The sequence below is a fragment of the Caldithrix sp. genome (assembly GCF_056497305.1).
Genome location: NZ_JBSMDE010000110.1, coordinates 11,894 through 29,890, shown reverse-complemented (window position 1 = coordinate 29,890; position 17,997 = coordinate 11,894). Strand labels below are relative to the sequence as shown.

General features: G+C 45.2%; 16 protein-coding genes. 3 read left to right on the top strand and 13 right to left on the bottom strand.

Annotated elements, in window-relative coordinates:
- Positions 1-328: 328 nt before the first annotated feature.
- The 3 genes from dnaK to ACWB0I_RS09350 all read right to left on the bottom strand — a co-directional run bounded on the left by dnaK (position 329) and on the right by ACWB0I_RS09350 (position 4,779).
- Entirely contained in the window at positions 329-2,275 is a 1,947-nt protein-coding gene (gene dnaK / locus ACWB0I_RS09360) for a molecular chaperone DnaK (protein ID WP_479387796.1), read from the bottom strand.
- A gap of 268 nt (positions 2,276-2,543) precedes the next feature.
- Positions 2,544-4,076, bottom strand: a complete 1,533-nt coding sequence (locus ACWB0I_RS09355; RefSeq protein ID WP_479387795.1) for a Do family serine endopeptidase — start codon at positions 4,074-4,076, stop codon at positions 2,544-2,546.
- Between the two features lie 16 nt (positions 4,077-4,092).
- On the bottom strand, positions 4,093-4,779 hold the full coding sequence (locus tag ACWB0I_RS09350) for a zinc metallopeptidase (RefSeq protein WP_479387794.1): 687 nt from the start codon (positions 4,777-4,779) through the stop codon (positions 4,093-4,095).
- 328 nt (positions 4,780-5,107) lie between these two features.
- Between ACWB0I_RS09350 and ACWB0I_RS09345 the strand changes: the two genes are divergently transcribed.
- The 3 genes from ACWB0I_RS09345 to ACWB0I_RS09335 are packed head-to-tail and all read left to right on the top strand — an operon-like array spanning position 5,108 to position 8,513.
- Positions 5,108-5,605: an NYN domain-containing protein gene (locus tag ACWB0I_RS09345; RefSeq protein ID WP_479387793.1), complete on the top strand. Its 498-nt coding sequence runs from the start codon at positions 5,108-5,110 to the stop codon at positions 5,603-5,605.
- Between the two features lie 11 nt (positions 5,606-5,616).
- Positions 5,617-7,182, top strand: coding sequence for a CehA/McbA family metallohydrolase (locus ACWB0I_RS09340; protein WP_479387792.1), 1,566 nt, complete (start codon positions 5,617-5,619; stop codon positions 7,180-7,182).
- Positions 7,182-8,513: a BamA/TamA family outer membrane protein gene (locus ACWB0I_RS09335; protein WP_479387791.1), complete on the top strand. Its 1,332-nt coding sequence runs from the start codon at positions 7,182-7,184 to the stop codon at positions 8,511-8,513. The genes ACWB0I_RS09340 and ACWB0I_RS09335 overlap by 1 nt, the downstream gene beginning before the upstream one ends.
- A 381-nt stretch (positions 8,514-8,894) precedes the next feature.
- On the opposite strand, the gene ACWB0I_RS09330 is transcribed toward ACWB0I_RS09335, so the two are convergent.
- The 10 genes from ACWB0I_RS09330 to ACWB0I_RS09285 all read right to left on the bottom strand — a co-directional run bounded on the left by ACWB0I_RS09330 (position 8,895) and on the right by ACWB0I_RS09285 (position 17,963).
- Positions 8,895-9,857 carry a hypothetical protein gene (locus ACWB0I_RS09330; protein ID WP_479387790.1) on the bottom strand — a complete coding sequence of 321 codons (963 nt, stop codon included), beginning with the start codon at positions 9,855-9,857 and terminating at the stop codon, positions 8,895-8,897.
- Between the two features lie 229 nt (positions 9,858-10,086).
- Complete coding sequence (locus tag ACWB0I_RS09325; RefSeq protein WP_479387789.1) at positions 10,087-11,325, bottom strand: M20 family metallo-hydrolase; 1,239 nt, start codon at positions 11,323-11,325, stop codon at positions 10,087-10,089.
- Between the two features lie 29 nt (positions 11,326-11,354).
- Positions 11,355-12,539 (bottom strand): deoxyguanosinetriphosphate triphosphohydrolase family protein, encoded by a 1,185-nt coding sequence (locus ACWB0I_RS09320; protein ID WP_479387788.1) that lies wholly within the window; start codon positions 12,537-12,539, stop codon positions 11,355-11,357.
- Positions 12,540-12,751: 212 nt separating this feature from the next.
- Positions 12,752-13,174 (bottom strand): acyl-CoA thioesterase, encoded by a 423-nt coding sequence (locus tag ACWB0I_RS09315; protein ID WP_479387787.1) that lies wholly within the window; start codon positions 13,172-13,174, stop codon positions 12,752-12,754.
- Positions 13,175-13,177: 3 nt separating this feature from the next.
- A complete protein-coding gene (locus ACWB0I_RS09310; RefSeq protein ID WP_479387786.1) occupies positions 13,178-14,074 on the bottom strand; it encodes a diacylglycerol/lipid kinase family protein in 897 nt (298 codons plus the stop codon).
- A 61-nt stretch (positions 14,075-14,135) separates the two neighbouring features.
- Positions 14,136-14,765, bottom strand: a complete 630-nt coding sequence (locus ACWB0I_RS09305) for an energy transducer TonB (RefSeq protein ID WP_479387785.1) — start codon at positions 14,763-14,765, stop codon at positions 14,136-14,138.
- Positions 14,765-15,184, bottom strand: a complete 420-nt coding sequence (locus ACWB0I_RS09300) for an ExbD/TolR family protein (protein WP_479387784.1) — start codon at positions 15,182-15,184, stop codon at positions 14,765-14,767. The genes ACWB0I_RS09305 and ACWB0I_RS09300 overlap by 1 nt, the downstream gene beginning before the upstream one ends.
- A 17-nt stretch (positions 15,185-15,201) precedes the next feature.
- Positions 15,202-15,609: an ExbD/TolR family protein gene (locus tag ACWB0I_RS09295; protein WP_479387783.1), complete on the bottom strand. Its 408-nt coding sequence runs from the start codon at positions 15,607-15,609 to the stop codon at positions 15,202-15,204.
- Between the two features lie 20 nt (positions 15,610-15,629).
- Positions 15,630-16,250, bottom strand: coding sequence for a MotA/TolQ/ExbB proton channel family protein (locus ACWB0I_RS09290; RefSeq protein WP_479387782.1), 621 nt, complete (start codon positions 16,248-16,250; stop codon positions 15,630-15,632).
- 108 nt (positions 16,251-16,358) lie between these two features.
- Complete coding sequence (locus tag ACWB0I_RS09285) at positions 16,359-17,963, bottom strand: S41 family peptidase (protein ID WP_479387781.1); 1,605 nt, start codon at positions 17,961-17,963, stop codon at positions 16,359-16,361.
- Between the last annotated feature and the right edge of the window lie 34 nt (positions 17,964-17,997).

Sequence of the window (17,997 nt, the reverse complement as noted above, 5' to 3'; positions counted from 1 at the left end):
CAACCATTAATCAACCACAGAAAACTCCAAGAAGCTACAAAGACCCTAAGGATATTTTGAGATAAGATTTTTTTTCAACCCGCACCATTCTCCCCCTCGCCCGCTTTGCGGGAGAGGGGGCCGGGGGATGAGGGCTATTACTCAGCAGATATTCTCCGGTAAAAGATTAAACCAAATCTTAAACCATTTAAATATTCCGTAAAGCAGCAAAAAAATTTTCGCATCCCGCTGTGGCGGGATTAGATCTTTTAAAGGAAGTATCCTAAAACCCAAAAAAAGCCATTCTACACAGGGTAGAATGGCTTTTACACTAAGGGTTTATTGCTTCTTAATTCTTGTCGTCGTCAATGACTTCGTAGTCGGCATCTTCTACCTTTTTATCATCACCGCCTGCTTGTTGCTGGTTTGGTCCACTGCCGCTTGAAGTTCCGGCCTGAGCTTCCGGTCCAGCCTGTTGACCTGCCGTTGCTCCAGCCCCGGCTGTTGAATACAGGCGTTGAGCAATGTCATTCCAGGTTGTGTTGACCTGATCCATCGCCGATTTCATCTCTTCCACATTACCCGTCTTGTGCGCTTCTTTCAGACGTCCCAGAGCCGTTTCCAGCTTGGAGCGATCTTCAGGCGTCATCTTATCTTTCAACTCATTCAGTTGTTTTTCGGTCTGGTAGATCACCGTATCGGCCTTGTTCTTGGTCTCAATTTCTTCTTTGCGTTTCTTGTCCTCGGCAGCGTGTTGTTGCGCTTCTCGTTTCATGCGTTCGATTTCTTCTTCCGTCAAGCCGCTGGAAGCTTCAATGCGGATACTCTGTTCTTTGCCGGTGGCTTTATCTTTAGCCGTTACATGGAGAATACCATTGGCATCCACATCAAAGGAGACCTCAATTTGCGGTACGCCCCGTGGCGCCGGAGGTATGCCGTCCAGGATAAAGCGCCCCAAAGTTCGGTTATCGGCTGCCATTGGACGTTCGCCCTGCAATACATGAATTTCCACACTGGTCTGATTGTCCGCGGCCGTAGAGAATATCTCGGATTTTTTAGTCGGAATGGTGGTATTGGCCTCGATCAATTTGGTCATCACCCCGCCGAGCGTCTCAATACCTAAAGACAGCGGAATCACATCCAGGAGCAGCACATCTTTAACTTCACCGGTTAAAACGGCGCCTTGAATGGCCGCACCGATGGCCACCACTTCATCTGGGTTCACGCCTTTGTGGGGTTCTTTTCCGAAGAAGTTACGAACCAGTTCCTGTACTTTGGGAATTCGCGTTGAACCACCCACCAGGATCACTTCGTCGATATCTCTGGCCGTTAAACCGGCGTCTTTCAAAGCCTGCTCGCAGGGCGGAATGGTCTTTTGCAACAGATCATCAATCAATTGTTCAAACTTGGCCCGCGTCAGAGTCATGGTCAAATGTTTGGGCCCAGATTCCGTAGCCGTGATAAACGGCAGATTAATCTCCGTCTGCATGGTAGAAGAGAGTTCAATCTTGGCTTTTTCAGCCGCTTCTTTCAAGCGCTGCAAAGCCATAGGATCTTTGCGCAGGTCAACGCCTTCCTGTTTCTGGAACTCATCAGCCAACCATTCAATCACGCGCTGGTCAAAATCATCACCGCCTAAATGCGTATCGCCATTGGTCGATTTTACTTCAAATACGCCGTCACCGATTTCCAGGATGGAAATATCGAAAGTACCACCGCCCAGGTCGAAGACCGCAATCTTTTCGTCCTTCTTTTTGTCCAGACCATAAGCCAGAGCAGCTGCCGTAGGTTCATTGATAATGCGTTTCACATCCAATCCGGCAATACGACCGGCATCTTTGGTAGCCTGACGCTGGGCGTCATTAAAGTAAGCCGGCACCGTAATAACCGCCTCTGTTACTTTTTCGCCCAGGTACTCTTCCGCTGTTTGTTTCATCTTTTGCAGAATCATGGCCGAAATTTCCGGTGGAGTGTATTTTTTGTCGCTTACATTAACAACCACCACGTTATTGTTGCCACGTTCCACTTTGTAGGGCACTTCTTTAATTTCATTCTGAACCTCATCGTAAAAGCGCCCCATAAAACGCTTTATTGAAAAAACCGTATTTTCGGGATTGGTAACGGCCTGACGCTTGGCCGGTGCGCCCACGAGACGTTCACCTTTTTTAGTAAAAGCAACTACCGATGGCGTTGTGCGAGCACCTTCAGAGTTCGGGATCACAACAGGTTCGCCGCCTTCCATAACAGCGACCACCGAATTCGTTGTTCCTAAATCAATTCCTATTATTTTGCCCATTTTCATTCCTCCTTTCTGGGATTATTTTCATATTCTGATTTACCATCATCATTGCAAATGGTATGCCAAAACAGCCTTAACACAGATAACTTACTAATTTACATTTAATTACGTAATTTTTCTTCCGTTTTGAGTGTACAGCTTGAGCTGTCAATCTGACAGGCAGACAGAAATATCATCAGGGAAAGTTTAAAAATAATTCAATCTGTCAGAAGGATTGGAAAAACAATGAGCTGACCGGATAACCGGCCAGCTCATAGGTAAGCAATTATTTCTTCCTGGGGATTTCCATAAATACCAGGCGGTCGAATTTTTCACGATTCTGTATGGTACGTAATTTGAGCTTTACAATGTCACCCGGTTTGTATTTTTCTATTTTATCCCAAAAATCTCCAACCGACTTGACCTTCTCACCATTTAGTTCAATAATCACATCGCCTGGTACAATCCTGGCCTGCGAAGCTGCGCTAAACCGTTTTACATTGGTAACAAGAGCGCCGCCACTCACATCAAATTTATCCTTTTCTCGCTCACTTAAATCTTTTAGCTGCAGTCCCAGGTTGGGAAGCTTTTTCATCTCTTTTTTGCTAATTTTAACCTCTTCTACATTCTCTTCATTATTGCGACCTTTCAGTTTGGCTTTAATGGTTAATTCTTTTCCCTCGCGCCAGACTTTTAAGGTTACCACATCGCCCGGATTCTTAATGCCAATTTTGGCCTGTAATTCATTGGGACGATTGACCTCCTGCCCATCTACAGAAAGAATCACATCGCCCTCTTTAATGCCCGCTTCCTCGGCTGCGCTGCCTTCAATCACGCTGGTCACAAAAACACCGCGCGGATGATCTAATTTTACGCCTCTGGCTGTAACCGGGGTAACTTCGGAAATGTAAACGCCCAGATATCCGCGGCGTACTTCTCCGTATTTGATGATATCGTCAACCACAGCCTTGGCAATATTAATGGGTACGGCAAAGCCATAGCCCATGTAATATTGGGTGGTTGTAGCAATGGCCGAATTAACGCCAATCACCTCTCCACGTAAATTAACCAGAGCGCCTCCACTATTACCGGGATTAATGGCCGCATCGGTTTGAATAAAGTTTTCGATACTGGTTACATTGTTACGTCCCCGAAGCACATTGATGCTGCGGTGTAAAGCGCTCACAATGCCTGCAGTCACGGTGGATGTTAAATTTAATGGATTGCCGATGGCCAGTACCCACTCCCCGATTTTTAACTGATCGGAATTACCCAATACGGCAACCGGTAAATTGTCGGCCTCAATTTTAATCAGGGCAATATCGGTAGAGGGATCCGTTCCGACAACCTTGGCTTCATATTCCGAATTATCGATCATTTTTACGCGGACATCATCCACATCTTCCACCACATGATTGTTGGTCAAAATGTAACCATCTTTGCTGATAATAATTCCGGAGCCGAGGCCCTGCTGTTTCATTTCAGGTTGGGGCAACTGATCTTCCGGAATATTGCCAAAATCCCTAAAAAAGAAGAAGAAGGGATTTTCTCTTAATTTTACCGTTTTGGTGGTGTAAATAGAAACAATGGACGGACGGACTTTTTCTACAATATCGGTAAACATGGCATTGGGATTGAAATTTCCGGCGGTCAATGCCGGTTCTGAACTACTCCCGCTGGCTTCGGTGTACACCTTTTCTGTGGTTCCGGCCAGCGACTTACTCTCCAGGTTAAAACTGGTGGTTAAGACGACACCAATTACTATTCCAATCACAATCAACCCTAAAACCATGGCAAAAGAATTTCTGACCCGGTACATTTCTACCTCCTTTCAGTTAATCACGACTATTGGCTAAGATAATCAAACGAACCAATTCCAACAGAGCCATTGCAGCAGCCGCCACATAGGTCAGCGCAGCTGCCGTTAATACCTTTCTGGCTGCAGCAACTTCTTCGCTCATCAACAAGCCCGTACTTTTTAATTGAGCTAAGGCCCGCCAGCTGGCATTAAATTCCACGGGCAGGGTTACCACATGGAAGAGAACCACTGCGGCAAAAAAGAGGATTCCTAATTGCATTAAAATTCCACCGTTGAATAAAAACCCAATGAAAAACAGGGGAAATGCAGCATGAGATGCAAAACTGGTTACCGGTAAAATGGCGTGGCGCCATTTGAGCGGCGCGTAGCCTACCGCATGCTGAATCGCATGCCCGGTTTCATGCGCTGCCACAGCAATGGCCGACAACGAATTACTGCGGTAGTTATACTCAGAGAGCCGCACTTTTTTAACCCGCGGATCGTAATGATCGGTAAGTTCGCCGGGAACCGGTTCTATGTCCACATCGTAAATGCCATTTCTTTGCAAAATGTACTCAGCCACTTTTGCTCCGCTCATGCCATTAGCTGCGGCCACCTTTTTGAATTTATTGTAAGTCGATTTTACTTTAATCTGGGCCCACACGGCCAGGATAAAAGCCGGAATGAGCAGGATCATAGTCGGATCATAAAAGAAAAAGGGCATAGACTTTTCTCCTTATTTTGTTTTTTGCTATTACGTTGTAATGATCAAAAAGTTCAAACAACCGATGTACCTTCTTTCAAAAATTGTACCAAAGGGGATTTTTTGAGCAGATTTACAGGAAATCGATCCCGAACTGTCAGATATTCATGGTTTGCTCTGTCTTACTGACAGCCAAACTAAAATTTGCAATTTTGCCTGCAATTCCAAATATTGTATGGGTTCCATGATAGCGCCCGACCTTCTGTCCCTAACCGGGGAATAACAGGCAGGGCAAAGATGTTTTTGAAAAGCAAATGAACAGGCCTGTTCAACGAGTACGGAAAGTGACGTGAAAACCTATTTGATTGATGGCTACAATTTAGGGCACAAGATCCCGCAGGTAGTGAAGTTCTTGAATAAGCAGGATTTTTCCGCTGCCATCGAACACATTGTGCGCATTGTTCAGCAAAAAGTTAACCCCAGGAAGCATCGTGTGATTATTGTGTTTGATGGTAAAGCCGGAATTTTTAATCATCCTGTCATTTCCTCAACCATTGAGATCCGATTTTCGCGCAAGCCTCAGGAAGCCGACGATGTAATTCGCCATTTTTTAAGACAGAGTTCGGAAACGGCCGATATTGTGGTTGTGAGTTCCGATCGTTCGATTATCAACTCGGCCCGGGATCTGGGGGCCCAATCCATTAAATCAGAGGAATTTTATCGTTCTAAAAAATCGAGATCGGGCCAATCTTCCCCGGATCAGGCTAATGAAAAACCCGATCCGGAAAAGGAAGATCTGGATTACTGGCTGGAACAATTTAAGAACAATCCAAACAATGATGATTAACGGAGATGAGCTTGACCTTTTTACCTGTTCTGTACGCTGAAACGCACTACCGGTTACCGTTTCTTTTCAATTTATTGTCTAAAAAGGAACCGGAAATCATTGCCGATCTTCCTTATCGCATTACGCTGCCCAACAAATTACCGATTTTAATCCTCATTAAAGATGCCCATCGCTTTCCTGTTACTTTGCTGTCCGTAAAAATTTTTATTGATGCCCAGGAAATTTTACAAAAGACTTTTAACAGCGAGGTAAATAAAAAATTTCAAGAATGGATATTGGATATTGATGTCTCCCGCTTTGCCGCCGGTTGGCATGAAGTCCAGGTTAAGATGACTTACCAGGTTCGGGGACGCAAAAAATCCTGCTTTGCCGATAACTACCGTACGACCAGTCACGCCCCTTTCCGTTGCTTTTTTGCCTCCCAATCTCTGCCTAAAAAACCGGGCTTCTACGCCGGTGACTTTCACAGTCATTCCATCTTTACGGAAGATCAAATCGAATTTGGAGCCAGTCTGCAGGCCATGCAACACATGGCCAGGTCAACAGAGCTGGATTTTTTTTGCGTTACAGACCATTCCTACGATTTAGACGATCACCCGGACGATTACCTGCAAAACCATCCTTCCTTTCCCAAATGGCAAAACTTTTTGCAGGAAGTTAAACAACGCAACAGCGATTCTTCCGGCCCGCTGATTGTCCCGGGCGAGGAAGTGAGCGTGCGCAATGCAAATGATCAGACGGTCCACCTGTTGGTTCTAAACCATCCCAGGTTCATTCCCGGCAGCGGTGATTCAGGCGATCATTGGTTCAAGAACAGATCCGAGCATTCCATTGCTCAGGCCCTACACCAGTTAGCCCCTGAAGCCCTATCTCTTCCGGCTCATCCGGCTCAACCAGTACCGTTTTCTCAATCGTTTTTTATCAATCGCGGCCCCTGGCGTAAAAAGGACTTACTGAATCACGCCTTTCATGGCTTGCAAATGATCAATGGCGGACACAATTCTTCAGTGGAACAGTCCATTAAACTATGGACTTCTCTCCTCTTAGAAGGGAACCCTATCATTCCGGCAGCCGGTAATGACGCCCATGGCCATTTTAATCGCGTAAGAGAGATAGCCATTCCTTTTGTTAATTTGCGGGAACATCTGCAGCATATCTTTGGCCAATGGCGCACTGTGCTTTATTGTACTCAAAAACCGCAAAATCCTGATCAATTGATGGCATGCTTTAGGAACGGACGCCTTTTTTTGAGCAACGGTCCCTTTATTGAAATTATCGGATACCATGGTGACCATCCGGTGTACATGGGACAAAAGACCGCACGGCTCGATGCAGTTGAGCTTGAAATTTTGGCCAGCGCGGAAACCGGTTTTATTCAATCGGTGGAAATCATGGCCGGTTTTTGTTCAGAGGAAAAAGAGCGTGTGATCTGGAAAGAAAAACTAAGCGGAGAACCGCTCTTTCAATTTACAGAAAAAATTTCTTTGCCCTCTACACCTTCGCCTGATTATATTCGGGCTCAAACGAAAACCGAATTCGGTTTGGCATTAACCAATATTATCTGGATCGAACATTAATGAATCAACAACAAAAGTTTATCGCTCTCTTTTTGGGCAATCGCTGGTGTAAATTCATAGCCCTCTTCCTGGCCTTTCCCTTAATGATTCTAAGCCAGGATAAAATTGATTTTTCCAAATTTAACGGAAAGATCGTTAAAGATATTTTTATTGTAGGCAATAAACAGACGCGCGCTGAAGTCATCCTGCGCGAAATGCAAATTAAAGAAGGGCAGGTTTTCCAGGACTCCCTGCTCATCCGTTCCAGACAGCGGCTGGAAAATTTATGGCTGTTTAATCGCGTGGAGATGCTGCCTTTCATTCACAGCGATAGTGTGTCCATCATCGTTTCTGTAACCGAACGCTGGTACCTTTTCCCTTATCCCATCTTTTACATTGTCGATCGCGACTGGAAAAAGATCACCTATGGCTTTGGCTTTGCCCATTTGAATTTCAGGGGCTGGAACGAAAAATTACAGGCATCCATTCACTTTGGCAATCGACCGGGTATTAAGTTTGTTTACGAGAATCCCTGGGTTGGGCCGCGATTGCATCTTTACGCGCGGGCCTATTTCAGAACCTTTCGCATGGACAACTACAAATATGATTTCCCGGAATACCATACCCTTGGCGTCCTCCATTTTGGTAAATACTGGAACCGCGATTTCAGCACGATTTTAATTCTGTCCCGCGACCAGGTTCGCGTAGATGCAGAAAATGTAAGGTACATGGAAAGTGGCAAAAAAGTAGATGTCAACTACGGCATTCGTTTGATTAACACCTTTGACTACCGCGATTTGTACGCCTACCCAAGCAAAGGCTGGCTTTTGCGACTGGGCATTTACAAGATGGGCCTCTTTTTACCTGGCATCGACTACACTCAATTTCTGTTCGATTTCAGAAAATATCATTCGATTAAAAAGTTAATTTTAGCTGGAAGACTTTACACTCTTCAGTCTTACGGCAATGCTCCTGTGTACGATCAGGTCTTTATTGGATTTGAAGAACGCATTCGCGGGCATTTTAACGAAACCTACAACGGTAAGTTTGCCATGATTGTCGGTTTTGCACTGCGCTATCCGATCATTCCCTTGCACTACTTTTCTTACAAATCGCAATTACTGCCCGAATTTTTAACCAAAGACCTTAAATTTGGTTTGAATGTGGGCACCTTTGTGGAAAGCGGACAGGTGTGGAATAAACACAAAAATTTTAGTTTGAAACACATGATCACCGGTTACGGGGCCGGTCTCCATTTTCTTTTGCCCTACGTGGAAGTTTTGCGCTTTGATTATGCCCTGAACGAACAGGGCCGCGGCCAGTTAATTGTCGAAATTTTGATGCCGTTCTAAGTCAGCAGAGCCTCAACCGTTCATTAACTGCAAAGAATACATTAAAACAGGAAGGCACAGAAGAGCATTTCTTAATTAATTAAAAATTACGAATTATTTTTGAAATGGCCGGTTGTACCTGAAGGGTGAGGGCTTGAGCCGACATGTCATTCCTCATCCCCGATTTATCAGGGACGATGAATCCTTTACAACCGAAACTACCATTCCGACTTTCGTTTTAGCGTAATGAGGAATCTTTTACGCTGGCGGCCAATTCGCAAGCTCAACGTAACTCGATCTTCAGCTCGAGCTTTTGCGGTAGTCAGGTATTCCGGTTTTCGCTTTCAAACCACAAGTTAAAAGGTCAGTTTCTTCCAGGCCAGTGTTCTAACAATGCGCCCATTAATAACCAACAATTTCTGTTTTCCCCTGATGACAGGTCTGGCATGGTAAATCAGCTACCGCCGCCAGGGTTTGATGATAGCCATGCTCGTCGGGGTTGGGCGTAAATTTTCGGAAACGGGCTACGCCATCCTGCCCCTGATGGCAGGCGTAACAGGTTTCCATGGCTTGCTGCCAGATGGTTTTGGCCTTTTTTGCTTGCTTGCCCAGCAAGGCCTGTTTTAATTCTTTAAAGACCAACCGGTTGCGCTTCTGCGCCATTTGCAGCATGGAGGCAGGCAATTGCTCTTTTTTACTCAGAGCCAGCATGACCGGCCTGGCACATCCTCGAACGCCTTCCGGATCATTCAGAGTAAAAAGCGCGGCCTGCAAATTATTTTGTTCCAGAAAAATCCGCGCCTTAACAAAAGCAAAAAAACTTTTGTAAGCGCCAGCCTTAAAATAGAGACGCTTGTTGGCCAGGTAGCGGGCCGCATTAAGGTCCGATACGATCATGGTCTGCCTGTCTTTAACCGGAAAATCGTTAAGCACCTGCAAAAAGGATGGTTGACCTGTTACCTTTGACGCCGCTTTTTTAAAAAATCGGTTTTTGTTTCCAAGGACAATCAGATTAAATGAGTTAAGCTCTTCTTCGGTAAGCTGGTCGTCAAATTTTACCGGCGCCAGACTAACATTTTGTTTAATCTTTTTTAATGAGCTGCCCGCATCCTGGGTCCACTGACCTAACATGTAAGCCAATTGACTGGCCTGCAGCAGCAACTCAGGCGCTTCCTGGCGCCCGATGACTATAATGGCGTTGGGCACAAGAGCCGCCACCTGCAAGGGCGTACCGCGAAAGGTAGTATCCAGGCGTGTAAACTGGAACGTACGATCGGCAAAAGGTTGCGGCAAAATGCGCACCGGTGCCTGCGATGGTTGTTGGGCAAGTGCTCCCAACAAAACCATAGAAATCAACCACTTCATGCTTACTCACGCTTTCTCATTTTAATTACCCTCATTACTGTCTAAATCAAACGGTATTCCCGGAACCTTCGTTGTTTTAACGATCAATTGTTCAAATCGAGTCTGTGTTGATCCTCCTGATTTACCTCTCCCTTAACAAGATGGAAATCAGAAGGGGGATGGGGCACTTTCAGATCATTTTGTCTAACCGGAATTCCTGTGGGAGACAAGTTTAATTTGCGCCTGCGATTTATTCATTTTGCATGCAAACGTGGGCCAATACCTTGGCATCGTTTACGATGTTGTCCAGCACGTCGTACTCATTGGGCTCGTGAGCCATGTCTTCAATGGTGGACCACACGGCTGCGGGCAGCCCTTTGCGTCGGAAGAAAGCGGCCACGGTGCCCCCGCCAATGCCCTTAGGCTCGGCTTCCACATTGTAAACCTCTTTAATAGCCATTTTTAAGGCTTTCACCACCGGCGAATTCACATCCGTAACAGGAGCAGCTCGCTCGTATTGCTCGGTAGAAATTTCGATTTTTACATTAAATTTTTGCTCAATTGAATCGCTGATTTTTCGGATGGTGGCAAGCACTTCGTCGATGTCGTATTCAGGTAAAATCCGGCAATCCAGATAAAAGATGTCTTCACCAGGAATGGTGTTAATATTGGGCACATTGGCCTCTTTGCGCGTAGGCTCAAAGGTGCTTTCCGGCGGATCGAACAGGTCGTTTCGCGCGGAATAAATGGTGTGCAACTCATCGAGCGCTACCACCAGATGCGACGCCGCCTTAAAAGCATTGATGCCATTGTCCGGCATACTGGCATGGGTTTGCTTACCGAGGGTCTTAAATTTAACCCACAAAATGGACTTCTCGGCCACTTCAATCATGCTGCTGTCCTTTTCTCCGGCATCTGGCACAATGATCAAATCGTCTTCTTTAAACAGATGGCCCTGAGTCTCTAACAAATGCTGAAGGCCATACTTGCTGCCGGTCTCTTCATCGGCCACAAAAGCCAGACCCAGGGTAAAATAGGGTTTAATGCCCAGATCATTAAACGTTTTGGCCACCAGGCAACCTGTTACAATGGCATGATGATTATCTTCCGTTCCGCGTCCATAAATCTTGTTGCCTTTGACTACAGCCTCAAAAGGATTGGTTTCCCATTTTGAAAGATCGCCTTCCGGCACCACATCCAGATGGCCCAAAATCCAGACAGTGCGCGCCACCTGACCGGGAATCGTGGCAATCAGGTTGGGGCGCAATCCACCGGGCACGCGGGCATCGGAGGCCGGACATTCCTTGATATCTTTTACCCCTATGGTTTTTAAGTAGTCTTTTAAAAATTCGGCCTTTTCCATTTCTCCCTGACCGCCGTTGGTTGGCCCCAGCGCCTTGATGGGCACCATGGCCTTGTTCAAATTAATGGCTTCACTACGCAAACCGTCTAAATGGTTGAAAACACGTTGCAATTCAGATAACGTCATGGCCCTCTCCTGTTATTAGCATTTACCGTTTATTCATTAAATATTTTAAAATCGCCCATCTGAGGTACGACCAGTTTTTGCAAAACCTTACTAAAATACCGATCCGTCATGCCGGCCAAAAAATCTCTAACTTTTATTTCGTCCGGCGTCTGTTGCAGATATGCTTCACATTTGGAAGATAGAAAATGTTGAAATATTTCGCTATTGCGGTCGCCTTTTTTCAAGCGATCCAAAAAATGTTCAAACAACAGTTCAAATCCCCGCTGAATGCGTCGGTGATTTATCTTTAGCTTGGGACTTTTGTAGATGTACTGATAGTTAAACTGCTTGAGTTCCAAAAGCGCTTCAGAAATGGTATCACTAAAGCAAACGTAGTTTTTTTGATAGCTATTGCACACCACATCGTTGACCAGTGTGTCGATAATCTGCCCATTGGAGGTACCCAGCACATCCGTAGCGGCCGGGGGCAGGTCTTCACGACGAATTAAACCTATGCGAATGGCATCGTCAATGTCCTGGCCAATGTAGGCAATGGTGTCCGTGATGCGCACCACACAACCTTCCAGAGTAGCCGGCATCATATCGACCCACTCGCCATTCTGCATGCGTTCAATGTAGTTCTGCAAATCCTTTTCACTCTTTGTGGATTGGGGCTCTAAACGCTGGTTATGAACTTCTCCATTGTGCGACAAAATACCATCCCGCGTCTGGAAGGTTAAATTCAGACCACACCCCTTCTTTGCGATGCGATCTACCACACGCAAACTTTGAATATTGTGATGGAAATGTCCCAGACCGTAATGCTGACTGATTTCACTTAAAAAGACTTCGCCATCGTGTCCAAAAGGAGGGTGGCCCAGATCATGTCCCAGAGCAATCGCTTCAATCAGATCGGTATTTAAGGAAAGAAAACGGCCAATGGTGCGCGCAATTTGGGCTACGCTTAAGGTATGTAAACTGCGACTGGTTAATTGCTCATCTAAAAGCGAAACAAAATAAATGACCTGCGTTTTACCCGTGTAACGACGAAAAGCGCCACTGTAAAAAATTCGATCCCGATCCAGGGCAAATGGGGGCCTAAAATGAACGTTTTTCTCTTCACGTTCCCTTCGTGCAGCAGAATTAGGCGTGGCAAATGGGGAAAGATTTTGCTCTTCCTGCCGGTTTTTTTCTTCGGCTATTTTAAATAAAAGTTGCGCTTTGTTCATACTCATCTTTCTGCTTTGCCTTAATTTAACAAACCAGAAATAAACTTCAAAATATTCCTATGTTCCGTTTGCTTCAAAGTTCCGGCTTCCTGGCATGCAAAGTGCAAATTGGAAATGGCAACGGCAAAAAAGGTAAATGAGGTGTGTAAAACAGGGCTATTAGCCAGTCCGTTCGTTCGGATTAAAAAGATGTTCTGTCACCAATCTATTGGAACTGATTACTGGTTCACTTCCGGTACATCGCCATACTTCCGGCGCACAGGATCAATGAGTATTTGTGGAATGGGTTTGGGCCGGCCCTTTAAATCGGTACACACCCAGGTGACCAAAGCCCTGGCAGCCAGTTGTCCGTATTTACGGATTTGTTGTTCAAAAACAGCCGAGCTCGTTCTTCGTTTAATCCATTTCACGCTGACTTCGATTACGTCATTCATAAACAAAGGGCGTTTGTAATCGATTTCAATGCGCACAATGGGCAATAAAAAATTTTCTTTCTTGAGCTTTTGCAGATCGTAACCCAGCGTTTCCAGAAACTCAACACGCGCGGCCTCACAATATTGCAGATAAACAGAATTATTGACATGCCCATACACATCGCACTCATACGATCTGACTTTTAGCGTGGTGACAAATTCCTGCATGTCTTAATCCTCAGCGGGTACAATCACTTTTAAATGTTTGGGTAAGATTTTAACGTTCAAAACTTTGGGTCCCATTCTCGGTTCCCCATCGGTATGAAATATTCCCTTCTCGGCTTCGCGGATAATCTGTAATTGGCGGACGCTATGGTGCTGGTAGGCTTTCACCTTCTCGATGCTGCCATCGAAGAGGCGATGGAGTTGCCAGGCGGCCTTTAGTACGTTTAATTTATCCAGAATACACAATTCCAGAATGCCATCATCCGGTTTGGCCTGAGGCGCAATGAGGGCATGCATTCCATACTGGGGCGTATTGGCAATGGTCACCAGCAAAGGATGGACCGACAGAGATTGAGAATCAAAATTAAGAGTGAAACCTTCGTATTTGTAACGAAAATATTCACGAACCCCGATGTAAAAATAGGGCAATGGCCCTCTAAAACCAAATTCCTGAAATTGGGCGCCAATATAAGCATCGAAGCCCACCCCGGCCACCCCAAAGAAAAAGGATTCATTAATCTTTCCCACATCTACTGCGATCGTTTTGCCATAGAGCAAGGTGTGAATAGCCGGTAATATTCTCAGAGGAATTTTTAAAGAACGGGCAAAGCCGTTGCCGGAACCACGCGGGATCAGGCCCAATGCCGTCTCGCTGTTTACCAGTCCGCTGGCCACTTCATTCATGGTTCCATCCCCCCCCACAGCAACAACCACGTTAACATTTTGTCGGGCGGCTTCCTGGGCAATCTGGCGGGCGTGACCGGGGAATTCCGTGTATTGCACCTGGTAATCAATGGTGGTGTGATCGCTCAATTCCCGATGGATAAAATCTTCGACGGTTTTTTTGTTTTTCCTTATGCCGGAGATAGGATTCAGAATAAAGAGAAAAGTACGTTTTTCCATAAAGCTATTGAGTCCAAATCAAGAAAAAAGGCAGCGCAAGGCTGCCTCTTTGAATGTTCATTTATTTGAGTTTAAAATGAAAGGGGATATTCATTTTAACACGAACAAATTTGTCACGCTGCTTGGCTGGTTTAAAAATACACTTGCGTGCAGCAGCCAGGGCAGCTTCATCTAACATGGGGATGGATTTGAATATTTTAGCGTCTTCCACCCTTCCATCTTTACCAATGGTAACCGTTACGACTACAATCCCCTCAATGCCGGCTTTTCTGGCCAGTTCAGGATAGATCGGTTTCTCTTTATGAATAATCTCAGGCTTTTCAGACACTGCAAAGAATTCATAAATTTCCTCATCTTCCGGTGGTGGAGGAGGAGGTAAATTTTCCGCAGGTTCCAGTGTAACCTCCGTATCTTCGATGGTTACATCATCCAGCATCTCATCATCATCGGCTTCAACCGGAATGGATGGTTTGGCCGGGGGAGGCGGTTTTTGAATTTGTTGCGTTTGCGGAATTTCAATCGTTTCAATAACAATATTTGGACGCTCAGGCAATTGCACTCCGCTCTCAAACGTTTTAAACGAATAAAACACACCGATCAATATTAAAAGGGCAATGGCCGTAGAGGCTTCCAACACTTTGTAATATTTTAACCTCAAATCGGCTTCCGGACTTTTTTTCAGCGCTTTCATTAGAACTCACCTCCCGGAACGGCAAAGTAATGCACTTTGAGTGTATTTGCTTTACGCAGTTCCTGATGGATATCATTTACAAAGCCCATCTTATTCCTTTTGTCGATTTTTAAAGCTACCTGCAACTGAGGATCGTTAACCAGTTTCTGATACATGATGCTTCTCAGATTCGTTAACTTTTTGATGTTGATATCATCAACCACAACCTGATGGTTACGATCAGCCCAGATGGTTACAATGTGTCGTTTAGAGCCGGGCACTTTTTGAATTTTAGTCGCTTCCGGCAGATCGACTTTTAATCCAGAATACTGGCGAATGACCGTAGCTACCATGAAAAAGATGAGCAACATAAATATAATATCGGGCATTGAGGCCGTCGGAATCCCAATCTTAATTTTTGATTTCTTGGCAAATTTCATCTATCGACCTCCATTACTTATTGCTCTGGCTCAGCCAGTGAAATTTTCTTTGCCCCTGCCTTCTTTAATTGATCCAGAACTTTGACATATGTCTGGTAGTCTGTCTCCTCATCGGTTTTAAGGGAGATTACCAGTTTGTCGTTCTCAGCAATTTTCTCTTTAATAATCCTGGAAATATCTCTTATATTAATTTCCTTTCCGTCCAACAATACCTGTCCCTGGGCATTGACCAGCATATTGGCCAGATTCTTTTTAGGAATTTTAATTTCCGTATGCCCCGGGGGAGGCAGTACAAGGTCCAGGCCTTTTTCAGTGTCTATGGACGTGGTAACCAGGAAGAAAATTAACAACAGAAACACGATATCAGCTAAAGAGGCAGAGGGTATCTCAACTTCTTTATCTTTCCGTCTTTTACCCAAAATCATGATATTCTACCTCTTATGGGTTATTTGTTTTTCTTTTCTTCCATTTCAACAAGGGCATCCATCAATTCAACCGAGCTTTCTTCCATATCGATAATTAATTTGTCAATGCGAGAAGAAAAGTAGTTGTAAAAAAGCTGAATAATAATAGCCACGACCAGACCAAACAGCGTGGTTAACAAAGCTTCGGAAATACCGCCTGCTACAATGGCCGGAGAGATATCGTTGGCCTTCTTAATTGAATCGAAGGCCCCGATCATACCAGACACCGTACCGGTAAAACCGAGCATTGGTGCCAACACGATGACGGTAGCCAACACAATCATACCTCTTTCCAGGAAGGCCATTTCAATGGAACCGGCATTGGTAATGGCTTTTTCCACATGTTCCAGTCCTTTATTTGCGCGGGATAAACCGGCATGTAAAATAGAGGCAACCGGACCTGGGGTTTTCTCGCATTCGGCAGCAGCCGCTTCAATACCACCTTCTTGCAGGGCATTGTGCAAACGAGCCAGAAATTTGCGTGTATTAACGGAAGCACGCGTTAATGTCCAGAATCTTTCTAATGAATAACCAAGACCAATGACAAGAAGTCCAAGGATCGGCCACATGAAAGGACCACCGGCTAAAAATAGTTCGACCATATCGTCAACTCCCTTTCTTAGTTGTTTTACTTCAAAAATTGTCTGTTGTTTCTCTACTAAATTTAAACTTAAGTTTACTATTTTTAAAGATTGAAGTCAATTCTAATTTCACTGTTTTTGATCCTTTATCAGCTCTTTAGCCCGATCAAAATAGTGCCCGGCTTTCAGAAATTGTTGATCGCTGGCCAGTAGCATCTGGTAGAAAGCAGGCAGTCCCCAAAAGAATCTGGCCACTTCGGCTTTTAAACGCTGCTGAAGGTATTTTTGCTCCATTTTAAATTCATCAGCCGGAATTTCGACGCCATTTTTTTGGGCCAGCTTTTTCAAGGTGAACAACATGTTCCGCTGGACAACAAACCGTTGCTTAAACTGTTCAAAATCCGTGCTCCAGATTTTCAGCCTGCCCATCCAGCGCTGGACGGTTTTAAAATAGATGCGTTTATTGAACAATTTCACCATCCAGTCGGCAGCCTGCAAACTATCTGAAAAAGGGATCTCCACATCCGGCCAGATGCCCCCTCCGCCGTAAACCTTTCTGCCTTTACTGGTGTAAAAGACCTGATCTTGTTTAACACTGTCGGGGACTTCCTTTTCCAGCGAATCGGACCACACTTCGCTGAAGTACCTGGCCGTGGATTTATTCTTGTAAGGCCGCTGGATCAACCGTCCGCTCGGCGTGTAATACTTGGAAACGGTTAAGCGAATTCTCGACTTATCCGGCAACTCAAATTCGTTTTGCACCAACCCTTTACCAAAACTGCGCGTCCCGACAATGAGCGCCCGGTCGTAATCCTGCAAAGCGCCGGCTACAATCTCCGAAGCACTGGCCGTGTTGTGATTGATTAAAATAATCAGCGGATAATCCCGCACCTTGCCCTCGCGGTACTCTTCGGTGTAGTACTTTTCATCAAAGGTTTTTAAACGCCCTTTGGTGTAGACCACTAATTTATTGCCCTCAATAAATTTGCCAACTACAGCCACTGCCTGGCGCAGCAGCCCACCGCCGTTATCCCGCAGGTCCAGAAGTAATTGCCGAATGCCCTGCGCTTCAAGCTCCAGTAAAGCGTTTTCCAATTCGTCCGCTGTGGTAAAGGCAAAACGATTGAGCCAGACATATCCGGTTATAGAATCGATTTTAAAATAGGTATTGATGGTGGTGATGGGAATTTCATCCCGTACAAGGGACACTTCAAATGGCTGTTCCAGGGTTGGACGTCTGATTTTGACTTTGACTCGCGTGCCTTTTGGGCCCTTTAACTTTTTGGGCACCTCTTCCAGCCCCAACTTAAAAGCAGATTTGCCTTCGATTTCAATAATCTGATCGCCCGGTTGCAATCCAGCGCGGGCTGCTGGCGAACCCTGGAAAACCGTAATTACCGTGGGATAGTTGTCCACAATATCGAACTGAATACCGATTCCGTAATAGTGCCCCTCAAAATCTTCCAGGGTGCGTTTTACCTGCTCCGGATTCAAATAGATGGAATGAGGATCCAGCGTTCGTAAGGCGCCTGTAATGGCCTGGTCCGTTGTGTTCTGCCAGTCTACGGAATCCACATAGTAGCGATCGATGAGTTGCAGAGTGCGTTCCAGTTTAAACGTGCTTTGCTCTACCTCAGGTAAATAATTGAACAAGACAAGCTTGTAATTATTGCGGATAAAAATGAGTAAAACAATGATCAATACAATAAATAAAAAGCGTGTTCGTTTGCTCATAACTCTTTCCAATGATGAATTTTTAATATCTGGC